The organism is Neisseria subflava (assembly GCF_024205745.1).
Taxonomy (GTDB): Bacteria; Pseudomonadota; Gammaproteobacteria; order Burkholderiales; family Neisseriaceae; genus Neisseria; species Neisseria flavescens_B.
This window is the reverse complement of the sequence record NZ_CP073117.1, coordinates 708686-725682: the sequence shown is the minus strand read 5'-3', so window position 1 is coordinate 725682 and position 16997 is coordinate 708686. Positions and strand designations below refer to the sequence as shown.

The following is a 16997-nucleotide window of genomic DNA, read 5'->3' as shown; positions in this document are numbered from 1 at the left end:
GCCGAAATCCAAACACAGGTTTTCGGCTGTTTTCGCCTCCAATTACTCCTGATTTTACCCAAATTCCCCCTTTTTTCTCCCCGGACACCCCATAATCAGGCATCCGGCCGCCTTTTAGGCAGCTACAGGCGCACTTAGCCTGTTGGCGGCTTTCAAAAGGTTCAAACACATCGCCTTCAGATGGCTTTGCGCACTCACTTTGAGCAGCCCGAAATAGGCTGCCCGCGCATAGCGGAATTTACGGTGCAGCGTACCGAAGCTTTGTTCGACCACATAACGGGTCTTCGACAAATATCGGTTGCGTTTGGTTTGCGCTTCCGTCAGCGGATGTTTACGGTGGGCTTTGCGCATAATGCCGTCCTGCAGTCGACGCTCTTCCAGATATTGACGGTTTTCCGCACTGTCATAGCCTTTATCGGCATAGATAGTCGTGCCTTCGGCTATCCCTTCTAGCAAAGGCGACAGATGTTTGCACTCATGGGCATTGGCGGGGGTAATGTGCAGTTTCTCGATATAGCCTTCCCCATCGGTACGGGTATGTTGTTTGTAACCGAGTTTGTAGAGGCCGTTTTTCTTTATCCAACGGGCATCGCTGTCTTTACTCGGTGTGGTTTGGCTGCTGACTTGTCCTTCTTCATCGACTTCTATGGCCTGGCGCTGTTTGCTGCCGGCGGTCTGGATAATGGTGGCGTCAATGACGGCGGCGGATGCTTTCTCTACTTTTAAGCCTTTTTCGGTCAGTTGGCGGTTGATCAGTTCCAATAATTCGGACAGGGTGTTGTCTTGCGCAAGCCAGTTGCGGTAACGGCATAAGGTGCTGTAATCGGGGATGCTCAGTTCGTCAAAACGGCAAAACAGGTTGAAATCGATGCGGGTGATGAGGCTGTGTTCGAGTTCGGGATCGGAGAGGCTGTGCCATTGTCCGAGCAGGATAGCTTTGAACATGGACAACAGGGGATAGGCGGGACGGCCGCGGTGGTCTCTAAGGTAACGGGTTCTTTGACGATTCAGGTACTGTTCGATCGGTTGCCAATCAATCACCTGATCCAACTTCAATAGTGGGAAACGGTCGATGTGTTTGGCAATCATGGCTTGTGCGGTTTGCTGGAAGAAGGTGCTCATGGAAAATCCCCTAAATGTCTTGGTGGGAATTTAGGGGATTTTGGGGAATTTTGCAAAGGTCTCGGCCTTTTGTTTCAAAATCCGTGTATCCAATCAATAAAATAAATAATAACTATTATCATGCGCATTAAAAAGTGTTAGTCTAAACCTGTCCCAGCTTTGAGCGCAGGTTTTCTCATGCCCGATTTTTCGATGTCCAATTTGGCTGTCGCCTTTTCCATCACGTTGGCTGCCGGTTTGTTTACCGTATTAGGCAGCGGCTTGGTAATGTTTTCCAAAACGCCCAATCCGCGCGTGTTGTCGTTTGGTTTGGCATTTGCCGGCGGTGCGATGGTGTATGTCTCCCTGACGGAGATTTTCAGTAAATCCAGCGAGGCGTTCGCTGAAATTTATGATAAAGACCACGCGTTTGCGGCGGCGACCATGGCATTTTTGGCCGGGATGGGCGGCATCGCGCTGATTGACCGCCTGGTGCCGAACCCGCATGAAACCTTAGACGCGCAAGACCCGTCGTTTCAAGAAAGCAAACGCCGCCATATCGCGCGAGTCGGCATGATGGCGGCGTTTGCGATTACTGCGCACAATTTCCCCGAAGGCTTGGCGACGTTTTTTGCCACCTTGGAAAATCCGGCGGTCGGGATGCCTTTGGCCTTGGCGATTGCCATCCATAATATTCCGGAGGGCATTTCCATCGCCGCGCCGGTTTATTTTGCCACCCGAAGCCGTAAGAAAACGGTATGGGCGTGCCTGCTATCCGGCCTGGCCGAGCCTTTGGGTGCGGCTTTGGGCTATTTGGTTTTACAGCCGTTTTTATCGCCTGCCGTATTTGGTTCGGTGTTTGGCGTGATAGCCGGTGTGATGGTGTTTTTGGCGTTGGACGAGCTGCTGCCGGCCGCCAAACGCTATTCAGACGGCCATGAAACCGTTTACGGCCTGACAACGGGTATGGCGGTGATTGCCGTCAGCCTGGTATTGTTCCATTTTTAAAACCCGTATGCCAAAGGCCGTCTGAAATGATTCAGACGGCCTTTTTGCGTTATAATCCGCACATCAAAAATAACCTTAATTTCACAAAGTTCCATCATGTTAGACAAATACAATCCAGCCGAAATCGAATCCAAACATTATCAAAACTGGGAAGAGCAGGGCTATTTCCAGCCTGATATGGATTTGACGAAACCGTCTTTCTCCATCCAACTGCCGCCGCCTAACGTAACCGGCACGCTGCACATGGGCCATGCCTTCAACCAAACCATCATGGACGGCCTGACCCGCTACTACCGCATGAAAGGCTGCAATACCGCCTGGATTCCCGGCACCGACCACGCGGGCATCGCCACGCAAATCGTAGTTGAACGTCAGCTTGCCGCGCAAAACGTGTCCCGTCATGACTTGGGCCGCGAAAAATTCTTGGAAAAAGTGTGGGAATGGAAAGAAGTTTCCGGCGGTACGATTACCCAACAAATGCGCCGCGTGGGCTGCTCTGCCGACTGGACGCGCGAGTATTTCACGATGGACGACGTGCGCGCCGAAACCGTGACCGAAGTGTTCGTGCGCCTGTTTGAGCAAGGCTTGATTTACCGCGGCAAACGCTTGGTGAACTGGGATCCGGTATTGGGTACCGCAGTGTCTGATTTGGAAGTGGAAAGCGTGGAAGAACAAGGCTCTATGTGGCACATCCGCTATCCGCTGGCGGACAATCCTGCCGAAGCCGTGATCGTGGCGACTACCCGTCCCGAAACGCTGCTGGGCGACGTGGCCGTAGCCGTCAATCCTGAAGACGAACGTTACACCCACTTAATCGGCAAAGAATTAATCCTGCCGCTGACCGGCCGCACCATCCCCGTGATTGCTGACGAATACGTTGAAAAAGACTTCGGCACCGGCTGCGTGAAAATCACGCCTGCGCACGACTTCAACGACTACGAAGTCGGCAAACGCCACGACACGCGCCTGATTAATGTGTTCGATTTGGAAGCCAAAGTGTTGGCAAACGCCGAAGTGTTCAACTTCAAAGGCGAAGCGCAACAAGGTTTTGCCCTGCCTGAAAAATACGCAGGCTTAGACCGCTTTGCCGCGCGCAAACAAATGGTTGCCGATTTGCAGGAACAAGGCTTCTTGGTTGAAATCAAACCGCACACGCTGATGACGCCGAAAGGTGACCGTACAGGTTCGGTGATTGAGCCGATGCTGACCAGCCAATGGTTTGTCGCCATGTCCGCCACGCCAAACGGCGGCGAGCCTGACAGCGAATTCAAAGGCTTAAGCCTTGCCGACAAAGCCAAAAAAGCCGTTGATAGCGGCGCAGTGCGCTTTATCCCTGAAAACTGGGTCAACACCTACAACCAATGGATGAACAACATCCAAGACTGGTGTATCTCGCGCCAACTGTGGTGGGGGCATCAAATCCCTGCATGGTACGACGAAGCAGGCAATGTTTACGTCGCCCGCAATCAGGCGGAAGCCGAAAAACAAGCCGGCAAAACCGGTTTGACCCGCGAAGAAGACGTATTGGACACATGGTTCTCCTCCGCGCTCGTGCCGTTCTCCACGCTCGGCTGGCCGTCTGAAACTGATGAACTCAAAGCCTTCCTGCCGTCCAACGTCTTGGTCACCGGCTACGAAATCATCTTCTTCTGGGTGGCGCGCATGATTATGATGACCACCCACTTCACCGGCAAAGTGCCGTTTAAAGACGTGTACATCCACGGCATCGTGCGCGACCACGAAGGCAAAAAAATGTCCAAATCCGAAGGCAACGTCATCGACCCTGTGGATTTGATCGACGGCATCGACTTGGAAAAACTGCTGGTAAAACGTACCACCGGCCTGCGCAAACCCGAAACTGCGCCGAAAGTGGAAGAAGCAACCAAAAAACTCTTCCCCGAAGGCATTCCGAGCATGGGTGCGGACGCATTGCGCTTCACCATGGCGAGCTACGCCAGCCTCGGCCGCAGCGTCAACTTCGACTTCAAACGCGCCGAAGGCTACCGCAACTTCTGCAATAAATTGTGGAACGCCACCAATTTCGTGTTGATGAACACCGAAGACAAAGACTGCGGTCAAGACGAAATGCAGCCGTTGGCGTTTACCTTTGCCGACCAATGGATTATCGGCAAACTGCAACAAGCCGAAGCCGCCGTTACCGAAGCCTTTGAAACCTACCGCTTCGACCTTGCCGCACAAACGCTGTACGAATTTGTGTGGAACGAATATTGCGACTGGTACATCGAGCTGGCAAAAGTGCAAATCCAAACCGGCTGCCCGACAACCCAGCGCACCACACGCCGCACCCTCGTGCGCGTACTCGAAGCCATCCTGCGCCTGCTGCACCCAATCATGCCTTTCATTACCGAAGAACTGTGGCAGGTCGTTGCGCCTCTGGCCAATGCCAAAACCGCCGACAGCATTATGCTGGCCGCTTATCCCAAAGCCGACCCGGAAAAAATCGTGCAGGCTGCTTTTGACCAAATGGCGCAACTGCAAGACCTGATTGGCGCCGTGCGCAACCTGCGTGGCGAAATGGGCATTGCCCCGAACGTGAAAGCGCCGCTGTTTGTGGAAGGCAGTGTGCCTGAAGCGCTGCTGAAATACCTGCCCGCCCTCACGCGCCTGACCGAAGCCAAAACAGTGGACAGGCTGCCCGAAAGCGAAGACGCACCTAGCGCCGTCTGCAATTGCGCGCGCCTGATGCTGAAAGTTGAAATCGACAAAGCCGCCGAAACCGCCCGTTTGAGCAAAGAAGCCGAGAAGCTGCAAAAAGCCTTGGACAAACTCAATGCCAAACTCTCCAAACCCGGCTACACCGAAAAAGCCCCCGCGCATTTGGTGGAAAAAGACAAAGCCGATTTGGCGGAATTGGAAGACAAAATGGCAAAAGTTCAAACTCAGTTGGCGAAGTTGAAAGACTGATTTTGATTGAATAGACAAGGCCGTCTGAAACTTAAATTTCAGACGGCCTTTTTCTTTTTTAATCTCCATCACATTCAATCAAACCAAACAATCTGATTTTCATCCACGCTGATGCGGATTTCCTGTCCGGTTTGCGGTTTGTCCGTATCGTGGTCGGCATGGGGATACCAAATCAAATCGCCGTATTGCGGATGGGCGAGGGTGAGACGTGTGCCTTCGGCGAGGGGGACAGATTCGCTGATGCGGACAGCCGTGCCGTTTGGGTCGAATCGGATGGCATGTTGGGGAATGTAGCGTGTGTCGCCGGTGTTGGCCAAACCGAGCAGCAGGGCGGCTTGGGCGTTGACGGGGCGGCGGATAAGGGTTTCCGGCGTGCCGTGTTGGAGGATGCGGCCTTCGTGCATGATGGCGATGGTGTCGGCCATGGTGCAGGCTTCCTCGGCGGAGTGGGTCACGAGGATGGCGGGGATGTTTTGACTGCGGATGCGTTCGGCGGTCAGGGTGCGCAGGTGGTGGCGCAGGTGGGTGTCGAGGCTGGAGAAGGCTTCGTCCAAGAGCAACAGCGACGGGCGCGTGATGAGGGCGCGTGCGAGGGCGAGGCGTTGCTGTTCGCCGCCGGAGAGGCTTTCGGGTTTGCGTTGCGCTTCGTGTTCCAAACCGATGTCGCGCAAGGCCTGCATGGATTGTTCTTCGATTTCGGCTTTGGGCAGACGGCGCATTTTGAGGCCGAAGCCGACGTTGTCGAGGGCGGTTAAATGCGGCAAAAGGGCGTAGTCTTGAAACATCAGCGAGATATTGCGTTTTTCAGACGGCATGTCGGTGATGTTGTCGCCGTTGAGCCAGACTTCGCCGCTGTCAGGACGCACCAGGCCGACGATGGTTTTGAGTAGGGTGGATTTGCCGCAGCCGGAGCGGCCGAGTACGGCGAGGATTTCGCCTGCTTCGACGTTTAGATTAATGTCTTGGGCAACGGTTTTGCTGCCGAAGCGTTTGTTGATGTTTTTGAGTTGCAACATGGTTTCAGACGGCCTTTAAAAATGGGGTCGGCAACGGATGCTGTCGAGCCATGCGGACAGCGGATGTTTAGGGTCGATCAGGCCGTATCGCCGGCAGGCTTCGATCGTGACCAGCTGGGCATCGTGCATCATGTGTCCGCCCAACATGGCATCGAGCAGGGTGGGGATGTCCATCAGTTCAAAACCGGCGACTTCGCCGTCTTGGTTGGCGGGTTGGAAGCCTTCGGGCAGGACGATGTCGAAGATATACAGGATTTCGTTGTGGACACCGCGATTAACGGGGCGCAAACTATATATTTGGGCGGTCGGTCGGATATGGGGTGTTAACGAAGCGGGAATGCCTGCTTCTTCTTCGCCCTCGCGGCAGACGGCTTCAGACGGCCTCTCGCCGCTGCTGATGCCGCCGCCGGTCAGGTTGTCGAGTTTGTTCGGATCGACGGCTTTGTGCGGACTGCGGCGGCCTATCCAAAAGCGCAGACCGTCTTTTGTTTCGACCAATCCGTTCAAATGCACTGCCTGACTCATCAGGCCGAACGGACGAAAGGCGGCGCGTTCGAGTGCGCATAAAGGCTTGCCCGACTGGTCGCAGATGTCAAACTTTTCACCGCGCCAACCTTTGAGCCAACCGCAATCGCGCCATTGTTGCGCCAGCGTTTGCAAACTATCGCCCACCTGAGCCCAGCTGTCGGTTTCCAAATTCAGGCCATCTGAAAGGATTGACTGCCTGCCTGTCCAATCTTGCCCGAGGCGTTCGCGCCATAACGGGTTCAGACGGCCTAAAGGCAGGCCGTTGAGATACAGAATGCACCAATCGTCGGATGCGCCATAGCTTGTCTGCGCCCAATCCCACAATGCGTCGTGGACATCGAGGGTGAATACCTGTTCAAAACGGAAAGACTGAGACATGGCACATCCTCCAAAAGAACTAAAGATACGTCGATTTTAGCCGTTTACGGCGAATTTGCAAAACGACCATACCCCTTGAAAACCGCTATAATAGAGTAAACCATCCGAAACGAGTACATCATCATGAGTGAATTGACTGATATTCTTTCCTACAACCAACATTTCGTTGAATCGGGAGAGTACGAAAAATATTTCACCAACAAATACCCCGGCCGCGAGCTGGCCATTCTTTCCTGCATGGACGCACGCATTATTGAATTGTTGCCCAATGCTTTAGGCTTGAAAAACGGCGATGCCAAGCTCATCAAAAACGCCGGCGCGCTGGTGACCCACCCTTGGGGTTCGGTGATGCGCAGTTTGTTGGTGGCCGTATTTGAACTCAAAGTCAAAGAAATCATGGTCATTGCCCACCACGACTGCGGTATGCGCGGACTGCATGCCGAGGAATTCCTCCAACGCGTACACGACAGCAATATCCCCGACGACCGTATCGAAACCCTGCGCAATGCCGGTATCGATTTGGACGGCTGGCTGACCGGTTTTGACAACGTCGAAGACAGCGTGCGCCATACCGTCGAGCTGATTCGCAAACATCCGCTGATGCCCGACAACATCGCCATCCACGGCCTGGTCATCCACCCGACCACAGGCAAGCTCAACCTGATTGTTGACGGCAGCCAGCCTGCTTCAGACGGCCAAAACATTTAACGCAGACACCACCACGAAATGAAAAACATCGGATTATTCGGCGGCACGTTTGACCCCATCCACAACGGCCACCTCCACATCGCCCGCGCCTTCGCCGACGAAATCGGTTTGGACCTTGTCGTCTTCCTGCCGGCAGGCGACCCGTACCACAAAGACAGCACGCGCACGCCGGCGAAAGAGCGCCTCAATATGGTCGAACTCGCCATCGCCGACGAGCCGAAATTCGCTGCCAGCGACTGCGACATCGTCCGCGACGGCGCGACTTATACGTTTGACACCGTCCAAATCTTCCGCCAGCAGTTTCCCGGCGCGCAACTGTGGTGGCTGATGGGCAGCGACAGCCTGATGCAGCTGCACACATGGAAAAAATGGCAAACCCTCGTGCGCCAGACCCATATCGCCATCGCCATGCGCCAGGGCGACAACCTCAACAAAACCCCGCGCGAATTGCACGCATGGCTCGGCGAAGCCCTGCAAAACGGCAGCGTCCGCATCCTCAACGCGCCGTTGCACAACACCAGCTCCACCCAAATCCGTGCCAATCTCGCCAAAACGCACCATTCAGACGGCCTGCCGCAACCCGTCGCCCAGTACATCCGCCAACACAAACTCTATGAAAAATAGCGTTTATTCAGGCAGATAAGCTATAATGCCGTCTGAAAACATTTCAACTAGGAAAATAATGAACGAACAAGAATTGCAAGACCTGCAAAAAATGGTCGAAGTGGCCGTAAACGCCCTCGAAGACATCAAAGCCAAAGACATCTCTGTTTTGGAAACCCAAGACAAAACCTCCCTGTTCGCCCGCATGATTATTGCCAGCGGCGACAGCACACGCCAAGTCAAAGCACTGGCGAACAACGTTGCCGTCGATTTGAAAGAAGCCGGTTTCGAAATCCTCAGCACCGAAGGCGACAGCGGCGAATGGACGCTCGTCGACGCAGGCGACCTCGTTGTCCACGTCATGCTCCCTGCCGTGCGCGACTTCTACGACATCGACACCTTGTGGGGCGGAGAAAAACCGAGTTTCCACGCCGGTATGCAAAAACCTTGGCACGCCGCCGACTAAAACGGTTTATCCATACAAAGGCCGTCTGAAACTTGAAAGCAAGCAAGTTTCAGACGGCCTTTTGCTATAATTCCATTCTTTTCACATTATTCAATTTATTGCACCATCATGCCGCAACCCGATTTCGCCCAAACTCTCTCCAAAGACCGCCATTTTCTGCGATCTGCCTTTAAAAACCCCAATAAATACGGCGGCTTGGCCAAGGTTGAGGAAAAATACAAAAAATCGCACGACCTCTATCTGCAACGCCTGTCCAAACTGCCCAAGCCCGAATTCGACAACACGCTGCCCGTTCACGAAAAACTCGACGAAATCAAAAAAGCCATTGCTGAAAATCAGGTAACGATTATTTGCGGCGAAACCGGTTCGGGCAAAACCACGCAGTTGCCCAAGATTTGTTTGGAACTCGGGCGCGGGGCGGCGGGGCTGATCGGGCATACCCAGCCGCGCCGTTTGGCCGCGCGCTCCGTAGCAGAGCGGATTGCCGAAGAGCTGAAATCCGAAATTGGCAGTGCAGTCGGCTATAAAGTGCGCTTTACCGACCACACCTCGCGCGATGCCTGTGTCAAGCTGATGACCGACGGCATCCTGTTGGCAGAAACCCAGACCGACCGTTATCTCGCCGCCTACGACACGATTATCATCGACGAAGCGCACGAACGTAGCCTGAACATCGACTTCCTCTTGGGCTACCTGAAACAACTGCTGCCGCGCCGACCCGATTTGAAAGTCATCATCACCTCGGCAACCATAGACGCAGAACGCTTCTCCCAACACTTCAACGGCGCGCCCGTGTTGGAAGTGAGCGGACGCACCTATCCCGTCGAAATCCTCTACCGCCCGCTGACCAGCAAAGACGAAGACGACGCAGAAGTCGAGCTGACCGACGCGATTGTCGATGCGGCGGACGAATTGGCACGCTACGGCGAAGGCGATATTTTGGTGTTCCTGCCGGGCGAGCGCGAAATCCGCGAAGCCGCCGAAGCCTTGCGCAAATCCACGCTGCGCCGCAACGACGAAATCCTACCCCTGTTCGCACGCCTGTCGCACGCCGAGCAGCACAAAATCTTCCACCCTTCAGGCGCGAAACGCCGCATCGTGTTAGCAACCAACGTCGCCGAAACTTCGCTCACCGTGCCGGGCATCAAATACGTCATCGACACCGGCCTCGCGCGCGTCAAACGCTATTCCGCGCGGGCGAAGGTGGAACAGCTTCATGTCGAAAAAATCTCCCAAGCCGCCGCCCGCCAACGCTCCGGCCGCTGCGGCCGCGTCTCCGCAGGCGTATGTATCCGACTGTTTTCAGAAGAAGATTTCAACAGCCGCCCCGAATTCACCGACCCTGAAATCGTCCGCAGCAACCTCGCCGCCGTCATCCTACGCATGGCATCACTGAACTTGGGCGACGTAGCAGCATTCCCATTTTTAGAAATGCCCGACTCGCGGTATATCAATGACGGTTTTCAGGTATTGCTGGAATTGGGGGCGGTGGAGGCCGTCTGAAAATAAAATCTTTCTTAATCAAATGGCAGGCCATGTTTCATTTTCAGACGGCCTAAATCATTGAGAAACTAAAAACTATTGAAAAGGGAATATTGGGTTTTAAAACCCAATCGGTAAATTTTTTATTGTGAAATATTAATGATGAAAAAATCTTTATTCACGCTTGTTCTGTATTCGTCTTTACTTACTGCCAGCGAAATTGCCTATCGCTTTGTATTTGGGATTGAAACCCTGCCGGTTGCGAAAATGGCGGAAACGTTTGCGCTGACATTTGTGATTGCTGCGCTGTATCTGTTTGCGCGGTATAAGGCGACGCGTTTGTTGATTGCGGTATTTTTTGCGTTCAGTATTATTGCCAACAATGTGCATTATGCGGTTTATCAAAGTTGGATGACGGGCATTAATTATTGGCTGATGCTGAAAGAGGTTACCGAAGTCGGCAGCGCGGGCGCGTCGATGTTGGATAAGTTGTGGCTGCCTGTGTTGTGGGGCGTGTTGGAAGTCGTGTTGTTTTGCAGCCTTGCCAAGTTCCGCCGTAAGACGCATTTTGCCGCCGATATTTTATTTATTGCGGCGATGTTGCTGATTTTTGGACGCTCATTCAGTACAACGCAGGAACACGGTATTTCGCCCAAACCGACATACAGCCGTATCAAAGCCAATTATTTCAGCTTCGGTTATTTTGTCGGGCGCGTGTTGCCGTATCAGTTGTTTGATTTAAGCAAGATTCCTGTGTTCAAACAGCCAGCGCCAAGCAAAATCGGGCAGGGCAGTGTTCAAAATATCGTCCTGATTATGGGCGAAAGCGAAAGCGCGGCGCATTTGAAATTGTTTGGCTACGGACGCGAAACTTCGCCGTTTTTGACCCAGCTTTCGCAAGCCGAATTTAAGCCGATTGTGAAGCAAAGCTATTCCGCCGCTTTGATGACGGCTGTGTCCCTGCCCAGCTTTTTCAATGCGATACCGCATGCCAACGGCTATGAGCAAATCAGCAGCGGCGATACCAATATGTTCCGCCTCGCCAAAGAGCAGGGTTATGAAACGTATTTTTACAGCGCGCAGGCGGAAAACGAGATGGCGATTTTGAACTTAATCGGTAAGAAATGGATAGACCATCTGATTCAGCCGACGCAGCTTGGCTATGGCAACGGCGACAATATGCCTGATGAGAAGCTGCTGCCGCTGTTCGACAAAATCAATTTGCAGCAGGGCAAGCATTTTATTGTGTTGCACCAACGCGGTTCGCATGTCCCATACGGCGCATTGTTGCAGCCTCAAGATAAAGTTTTCGGCGAAGCCAATATTGTGGATAAGTACGACAACACCATCCATAAAACCGACCAAATGATTCAAACCGTATTCGAGCAGCTGCAAAAGCAGCCTGACGGCAACTGGCTGTTTGCCTATACCTCTGATCATGGCCAGTATGTGCGCCAGGATACCTACAATCAAGGTACAGTGCAGCCCGACAGCTATCTCGTGCCGCTGGTGTTGTACAGCCCGGATAAGGCCGTGCAACAGGCTGCCAACCAGGCTTTTGCGCCTTGCGAGATTGCCTTCCATCAGCAGCTTTCAACGTTCCTGATTCACACGCTGGGCTACGATATGCCGGTTTCAGGTTGTCGCGAAGGCTCGGTAACGGGCAATCTGATTACAGGTGATGCAGGCAGCTTGAACATTCGCGACGGCAAGGCGGAATATGTTTATCCGCAATAAGCGGCGTGAAAACCAATAAAGACAAATTTAGATGATGTCGGGGAAGATGCCCGACCGACAAGACTATGCAAAATATGAAAAACCAAGTACGCGGATCAGGCATGGATGCCCGATCCAATCCAGCCAATGTTTCAGACGGCCTGCAAAACAGTTCGGGCCATATCGGTGCCAACACGCGCTACCGCCTGACCAAGCTCGGCGAACAAATGGCGCGCCTGCCCATCGATCCGAAAATTGCGCGCATTTTGCTGGCGGCGAAGAAACACGACTGTATGGCGGAAATATTGGTGATTGCGTCCGCACTGTCGATTCAAGACCCGCGTGAGCGGCCGCTGGAAGCGCGCGATGCCGCCGCCAAGGCGCATGAGCGCTTTACCGACAAGCAATCCGACTTCCTTGCCTATCTGAACATTTGGGACAGCTTCCAGCGCGAGCGCGACAAGGGTTTGTCCAACAAGCAGCTGGTGCAATGGTGCCGCCAATATTTCCTGTCGCACCTGCGTATGCGCGAATGGCGCGAGCTACACCACCAGCTTGCCCAAACCGCGATTGAAATGGGTTTGACCACCAAAGAAGCCGCGTTTCGACAACCTCCTACCCAAGAGCAATTAAGGCCGTCTGAAAGCCAAGGCGACCAAGATTTGGCGGCCAAACTCAAACAAAAACAACTGGATAAGAAACAACACCGCGCCCAAATCCGTGCCGCCAAAGAAGCCGGCTACGAACAAATCCACCGTGCCCTGCTCACCGGCCTTATCGCCAACGTCGGCATGAAATCGCCCGACGGCAACGACTACACCGGCGCGCGCGGCAGCCGTTTCCACCTTTTCCCCGCCTCCGCCCTGTTCAAAGCCAAACCCAAATGGGTGATGGCGGCAGAATTGGTTGAAACCACGCGCCTTTACGCGCGCGACGTCGCCGTTATCCAGCCCGAATGGATAGAGCAGGAAGCGCCGCACCTCGTCCGCTACCATTATTTCGAGCCACACTGGGAACAAAAACGCGGCGAAGTCGTCGCCAGCGAACGGGTAACGCTTTACGGCCTGACCGTATTGCCGCGCCGCCCCGTGTCTTACGGCAAAGTTGCGCCCGAAGAAGCGCGCGAAATCTTTATCCGCGGCGCATTGGTGGCACAGGAAAGCAATCTTCAGACGACCTTTTTTGCCCACAATAAAAAGCTGATTAAAGAAATTACCGAGCTCGAACACAAATCGCGCAAGCAAGACGTATTGGTCGATGACGAAGCCCTGTTTGCGTTTTATAACGAACGCCTGCCCGAGCTGGTGTGGAAAGACGCGAAAGGCGGCGTTTGGGGAAGCGAAGAGGGTGGACAAACCCAGTCGGACAAGACAGCCGGACAAAACGGACAAGCAAACCAGCGCAACGCAGGGCGTGTGGCGCAAGCCACGCACGCGGATTCCAAAGATGCATCCAACCGCGAGCGTGAACCGAGTTCACACACCCGACAAAATGTTTCAGACGGTCCCAAACCCAAAAAGCAGCCTGCATCTCAAAAAGGCCGTCTGAAACCTTTGCCCCTTGCCGATATCCGCACTTTTGAAGCCTGGCTCAAAACCGCCGAGCGCGACAATCCGCGTCTGCTGTTCCTCAGCCGCGACGATTTGATGCAACACGCCGCCGCGCACATTACCGAAGAACAGTTCCCCAAATTCTGGCAAACCGCAGACGGCAAGTTCAAACTTTCCTACCGCTTCGAGCCGCACCATCCGCTCGACGGCGTGACCATGACCGTGCCGCTGACCGTCCTCAACCGCCTGCACGCGCCGTCACTCGAATGGCTGGTGCCCGGTATGTTACGCGAAAAAATCCAGCTGCTGATTAAAGCACTGCCGAAGCAAATCCGCCGCATTTGCGTGCCCGTACCTGATTTCATCACCAAATTCCTCGAAAGCAATCCCGACCGCCAAGCGGCCATCATTCCCCAGTTGGCACACTTTATCGCCAAAAGCGCCGGCGATATGCGGATTCTCGAGCAAATCGACCAAGACGCATGGGCGGCGCAAGAATTGCCCGAACACTGCTATCTGAATCTGCGCATTATCGACGACGGCGGACAAGAGCTTGCCGGCGGCCGCAAACTGCACGAATTGCAACAACAGCTCGGCCAAGCCGCCGCCGTCACCTTCCGCGACAACACCCAAGAATTTGAGCGCGACAACGTGACCACATGGGACATCGGCACCCTGCCCGAATCCATCAAATTCGCACGCGGCAAACAACAGCTTACCGGCTACCTCGGTCTGCAAAAAGAAAAAGACGGCCGCATCGCCCTGCGCCTGTTTGATACCACAGAAGCCGTAGAGCAGGCACACCGTCAAGGTGTCATTGAATTGATGAAGCTGCAATTAAAAGAGCAGGTAAAAGATTTGAACAAAGGCATCCAAGGCTTCACCCAAGCCGCCATGCTGCTCAAACACATCAACGCCGACACCCTGCGCGACGACCTTACACAGGCCGTCTGCGACCGCGCCTTTATCGGCGAAGACGAGCTGCCGCGCAACGAAAAAGCCTTTAAAGAACAAATCAAACGCGCCCGCAGCCGCCTGCCCGCCGTCAAAGAAGCCCTCAGCCGCTACTTGCAGGAAATCGCAGCCGCCTACGCCGAACTCAACGGCAAACTCGGCAAACATCCATTGACCCACCTCCTAAGACTACGCCTGCAAACCCTGCTTGCCCCCGGCTTCGCCAGCCATACCCCATGGACACAATGGCCGCGCCTCCCCATCTACCTCAAAGCCATGACCCTGCGCCTCGAAAAATACAGCAGCAACCCCGCCCGCGACGCAGCCCGCGAAGCCGATATTCAAGAGCTGGAAAATATGTGGCAAGAAAAAACAGATAGCTTGATAAAACAAGGATTAACCGTTTCAGACGACCTCGCTGCGTTTCGTTGGCAGATTGAGGAACTTCGGGTATCATTATTCGCTCAGGAATTGAAAACACAATATCACGTTTCAGTTAAAAGATTAAAAAACATTTGGTCAAATCTTCCCAAGTAATACTAGTATAGGAAATAAAATGAATTTTAAATTTAAAAAATTAGGAAATATAGATAACGGAAATGTTGAAGTAGGAGACTTAACTGTTATCTGCGGTCCAAATAATGTTGGAAAAACTTATATTAGTTATGCAATCTATGGTTTTATTAGGTACTTTAGAAGGTTGATAGATTTACAATTATCTAGCGAAACAATTTCAGAACTCCGCCAAGAGGGTACCGTAGAGATTAATTTGCAATTTTATTCAGAAAACATTTCCTTATATATTGACCAAGCATCAAAAGAATTTTCTTCTGATTTAGATGACTATTTTAATACAATTGATGATTTTTTTGGAGAATCACAAATTGCTCTTGAACTAAAAGACTTTAAATTTAACTTTGAAGACGAATATAAAAGCATTGTTCAATTCGGGAAGAAAGAAAGCCTAATTTTTAATAAAGAAAAAGAGGATATTCATTTAACAGTAACTCTCCAAACTGATGATGAAAGTAAAAATTTACGTGTACCTAATAGTATTTTAAATAGTGTCATTAGCAATCAAATCGCTGAATATCTTTTCCGTAGCGTACTACCCAGACCTTTTGTTATTACATCAGAAAGAACAGGAATTTCTCTATTTTATAAAGAATTAGATATAAGTAAGAATGCTATATTAGAACATATAACTGCTTCTGAAAAAGTAAATCCTATTGAATTAATTAACGTTATGCGTTCAAGATATGCACAGCCAATTCAAGATAATATAACTACTATAAGAGATTATGATAGTATCTTAAAAAGAAAAAGCTTTATAAAATCTGACCAGCAAAAATATAAATACATTTTAGATAGTCTATCAAACATGCTGGGGGGAGTTATAAATCTATTGACAAACAAGTTGTCTTTGTACCTAAAAAGGAGAGAAACAGAGACAAAGTAAATGTTCCTGTTTATATCGCATCTTCATCTATTAAATCACTATTTTTAATAGATATGTATGTTAATTATCTTGCAGAGCCTAATGGCTTATTAATTATTGATGAACCGGAATTAAACTTGCACCCCGATAATCAAAGAAAAATGGCAGGTCTATTAGCTTCTTTAGTAAATTCAGGGATAAAAATTCTTATTACAACTCATAGCGATTATCTTATTAGGGAGTTAAATAATAGAATTATGCTGAGTTCTAATTTTAAAAATAAAAATGCTATATTAAAAGAAGAGTATATTGATAGTCATGAGATTTTGAGACCAGAACAAGTAAAAGCGTATTCATTAACTGGTGATCACAAGATCAATTCTATTGAGGTTGGATTATATGGAATGAATATGGAAATATTTGATTGTCTTATCGAGAAAGCTAATAGATTGTCAGAAAATATATTTTATGGAATGGAGAATTTACGTGATTAATAGCCTTAAGGAGATTATTTGTCCTGATGTTGTTTTAGCATTAGATACGAGTCATCAAGAGTACGATACTTTACCATTAAAGGAAAATTCTAAAGATAGCAAACTAAATAAATTATTAATAGAACGCATCCCTAAAAATTCTTTTGCATTTACTCTAGATTGTAATTCAAAAGGAGCTCATTTTAAACAATTATCTTGCTATTTAAATAAAACAACAGCGGGTATAAATAAAGGTTGTGATTTGGTTATTTTTTTTATGAATAATGGAAAATATTGCGTACTAATTTTTGATTTAAAATCAGATAAGCCAAATACTAAAGATACAAAAATTCAACTCATGAATTCACGTATTTATGTGAGGTATTTAATAGGCATTATAGCAAACCATTATCATATTGACTGTAATAGCGTGCGTATTATTTCTCGAGCAGGTGTTACTAGACCAAATTACATGATACCAAAGTGTAAAACATTTCGTCATCCTATAAATGAAAATAACACTGATGAAGAATTTAAATTTGTGCGTATAGATCAAATAATTGGCAGGGAAGGGAAAATTTCTCTAGATAAAATAATAGGATTCGTGTAATAACTAAATCTATGAGCAAGTTAAAAACCATGAAAAATAGG

At 50.8% G+C, this 16997-nt stretch carries 14 protein-coding genes; 11 read left to right on the top strand and 3 right to left on the bottom strand.

Annotated features, from left to right (window positions below):
• Nucleotides 1-114: 114 nt before the first annotated feature.
• Complete coding sequence (locus KCG55_RS03570; RefSeq protein ID WP_254322406.1) at nt 115-1122, bottom strand: IS5 family transposase; 1008 nt, start codon at nt 1120-1122, stop codon at nt 115-117.
• Between the two features lie 177 nt (nt 1123-1299).
• On the opposite strand from KCG55_RS03570, the gene zupT reads away from it, so the two are divergent.
• Complete coding sequence (gene zupT / locus KCG55_RS03565; RefSeq protein WP_002224778.1) at nt 1300-2109, top strand: zinc transporter ZupT; 810 nt, start codon at nt 1300-1302, stop codon at nt 2107-2109.
• Between the two features lie 96 nt (nt 2110-2205).
• Complete coding sequence (locus KCG55_RS03560; protein ID WP_254323411.1) at nt 2206-5034, top strand: valine--tRNA ligase; 2829 nt, start codon at nt 2206-2208, stop codon at nt 5032-5034.
• Nucleotides 5035-5108: 74 nt separating this feature from the next.
• Here KCG55_RS03560 and KCG55_RS03555 read toward each other — a convergent pair whose 3' ends face one another.
• Together KCG55_RS03555 and KCG55_RS03550 are read right to left on the bottom strand one after the other, a co-directional pair.
• Nucleotides 5109-6050, bottom strand: coding sequence for an ABC transporter ATP-binding protein (locus KCG55_RS03555; RefSeq protein ID WP_254323410.1), 942 nt, complete (start codon nt 6048-6050; stop codon nt 5109-5111).
• 15 nt (nt 6051-6065) lie between these two features.
• A complete protein-coding gene (locus KCG55_RS03550; RefSeq protein ID WP_254323409.1) occupies nt 6066-6956 on the bottom strand; it encodes an NUDIX hydrolase in 891 nt (296 codons plus the stop codon).
• Nucleotides 6957-7079: 123 nt separating this feature from the next.
• Here KCG55_RS03550 and KCG55_RS03545 point away from each other — a divergent pair, with 123 nt between their 5' ends.
• The 9 genes from KCG55_RS03545 to KCG55_RS03505 all read left to right on the top strand — a co-directional run bounded on the left by KCG55_RS03545 (nt 7080) and on the right by KCG55_RS03505 (nt 16956).
• Nucleotides 7080-7664 (top strand): beta-class carbonic anhydrase, encoded by a 585-nt coding sequence (locus KCG55_RS03545; RefSeq protein WP_070631772.1) that lies wholly within the window; start codon nt 7080-7082, stop codon nt 7662-7664.
• A gap of 18 nt (nt 7665-7682) precedes the next feature.
• A complete protein-coding gene (gene nadD, locus KCG55_RS03540) occupies nt 7683-8288 on the top strand; it encodes a nicotinate-nucleotide adenylyltransferase (protein ID WP_188212915.1) in 606 nt (201 codons plus the stop codon).
• Nucleotides 8289-8346: 58 nt separating this feature from the next.
• Entirely contained in the window at nt 8347-8733 is a 387-nt protein-coding gene (gene rsfS / locus KCG55_RS03535; protein ID WP_002246503.1) for a ribosome silencing factor, read from the top strand.
• Nucleotides 8734-8841: 108 nt separating this feature from the next.
• Nucleotides 8842-10236, top strand: a complete 1395-nt coding sequence (gene hrpA, locus KCG55_RS03530) for an ATP-dependent RNA helicase HrpA (RefSeq protein WP_107858181.1) — start codon at nt 8842-8844, stop codon at nt 10234-10236.
• A 138-nt stretch (nt 10237-10374) separates the two neighbouring features.
• Complete coding sequence (gene lpt3, locus KCG55_RS03525; RefSeq protein WP_254323408.1) at nt 10375-11952, top strand: lipooligosaccharide phosphoethanolamine transferase; 1578 nt, start codon at nt 10375-10377, stop codon at nt 11950-11952.
• Between the two features lie 65 nt (nt 11953-12017).
• Nucleotides 12018-14972, top strand: coding sequence for a DUF3418 domain-containing protein (locus KCG55_RS03520; RefSeq protein ID WP_254323407.1), 2955 nt, complete (start codon nt 12018-12020; stop codon nt 14970-14972).
• A gap of 19 nt (nt 14973-14991) precedes the next feature.
• On the top strand, nt 14992-15894 hold the full coding sequence (locus tag KCG55_RS03515) for an AAA family ATPase (RefSeq protein ID WP_254323406.1): 903 nt from the start codon (nt 14992-14994) through the stop codon (nt 15892-15894).
• Nucleotides 15810-16367 (top strand): AAA family ATPase, encoded by a 558-nt coding sequence (locus tag KCG55_RS03510; protein ID WP_349306503.1) that lies wholly within the window; start codon nt 15810-15812, stop codon nt 16365-16367. The genes KCG55_RS03515 and KCG55_RS03510 overlap by 85 nt, the downstream gene beginning before the upstream one ends.
• Nucleotides 16360-16956: a hypothetical protein gene (locus KCG55_RS03505; RefSeq protein WP_254323405.1), complete on the top strand. Its 597-nt coding sequence runs from the start codon at nt 16360-16362 to the stop codon at nt 16954-16956. Before KCG55_RS03510 ends, KCG55_RS03505 begins: the two co-directional genes overlap by 8 nt.
• The last annotated feature ends 41 nt before the right edge of the window (nt 16957-16997 follow it).

Bases quoted from the DNA above. Each gene is read 5' to 3' on its own strand.
- KCG55_RS03550 (WP_254323409.1), bottom strand. From the start codon at position 6,956: ATGTCTCAGTCTTTCCGTTTTGAACAGGTATTCACCCTCGATGTCCAC.
- lpt3 (WP_254323408.1), top strand. From the start codon at position 10,375: ATGATGAAAAAATCTTTATTCACGCTTGTTCTGTATTCGTCTTTACTT.
- KCG55_RS03515 (WP_254323406.1), top strand. From the start codon at position 14,992: ATGAATTTTAAATTTAAAAAATTAGGAAATATAGATAACGGAAATGTT.
- KCG55_RS03570 (WP_254322406.1), bottom strand. From the start codon at position 1,122: ATGAGCACCTTCTTCCAGCAAACCGCACAAGCCATGATTGCCAAACAC.
- rsfS (WP_002246503.1), top strand. From the start codon at position 8,347: ATGAACGAACAAGAATTGCAAGACCTGCAAAAAATGGTCGAAGTGGCC.
- KCG55_RS03560 (WP_254323411.1), top strand. From the start codon at position 2,206: ATGTTAGACAAATACAATCCAGCCGAAATCGAATCCAAACATTATCAA.
- hrpA (WP_107858181.1), top strand. From the start codon at position 8,842: ATGCCGCAACCCGATTTCGCCCAAACTCTCTCCAAAGACCGCCATTTT.
- zupT (WP_002224778.1), top strand. From the start codon at position 1,300: ATGCCCGATTTTTCGATGTCCAATTTGGCTGTCGCCTTTTCCATCACG.
- KCG55_RS03555 (WP_254323410.1), bottom strand. From the start codon at position 6,050: ATGTTGCAACTCAAAAACATCAACAAACGCTTCGGCAGCAAAACCGTT.
- KCG55_RS03545 (WP_070631772.1), top strand. From the start codon at position 7,080: ATGAGTGAATTGACTGATATTCTTTCCTACAACCAACATTTCGTTGAA.
- KCG55_RS03520 (WP_254323407.1), top strand. From the start codon at position 12,018: ATGCAAAATATGAAAAACCAAGTACGCGGATCAGGCATGGATGCCCGA.
- nadD (WP_188212915.1), top strand. From the start codon at position 7,683: ATGAAAAACATCGGATTATTCGGCGGCACGTTTGACCCCATCCACAAC.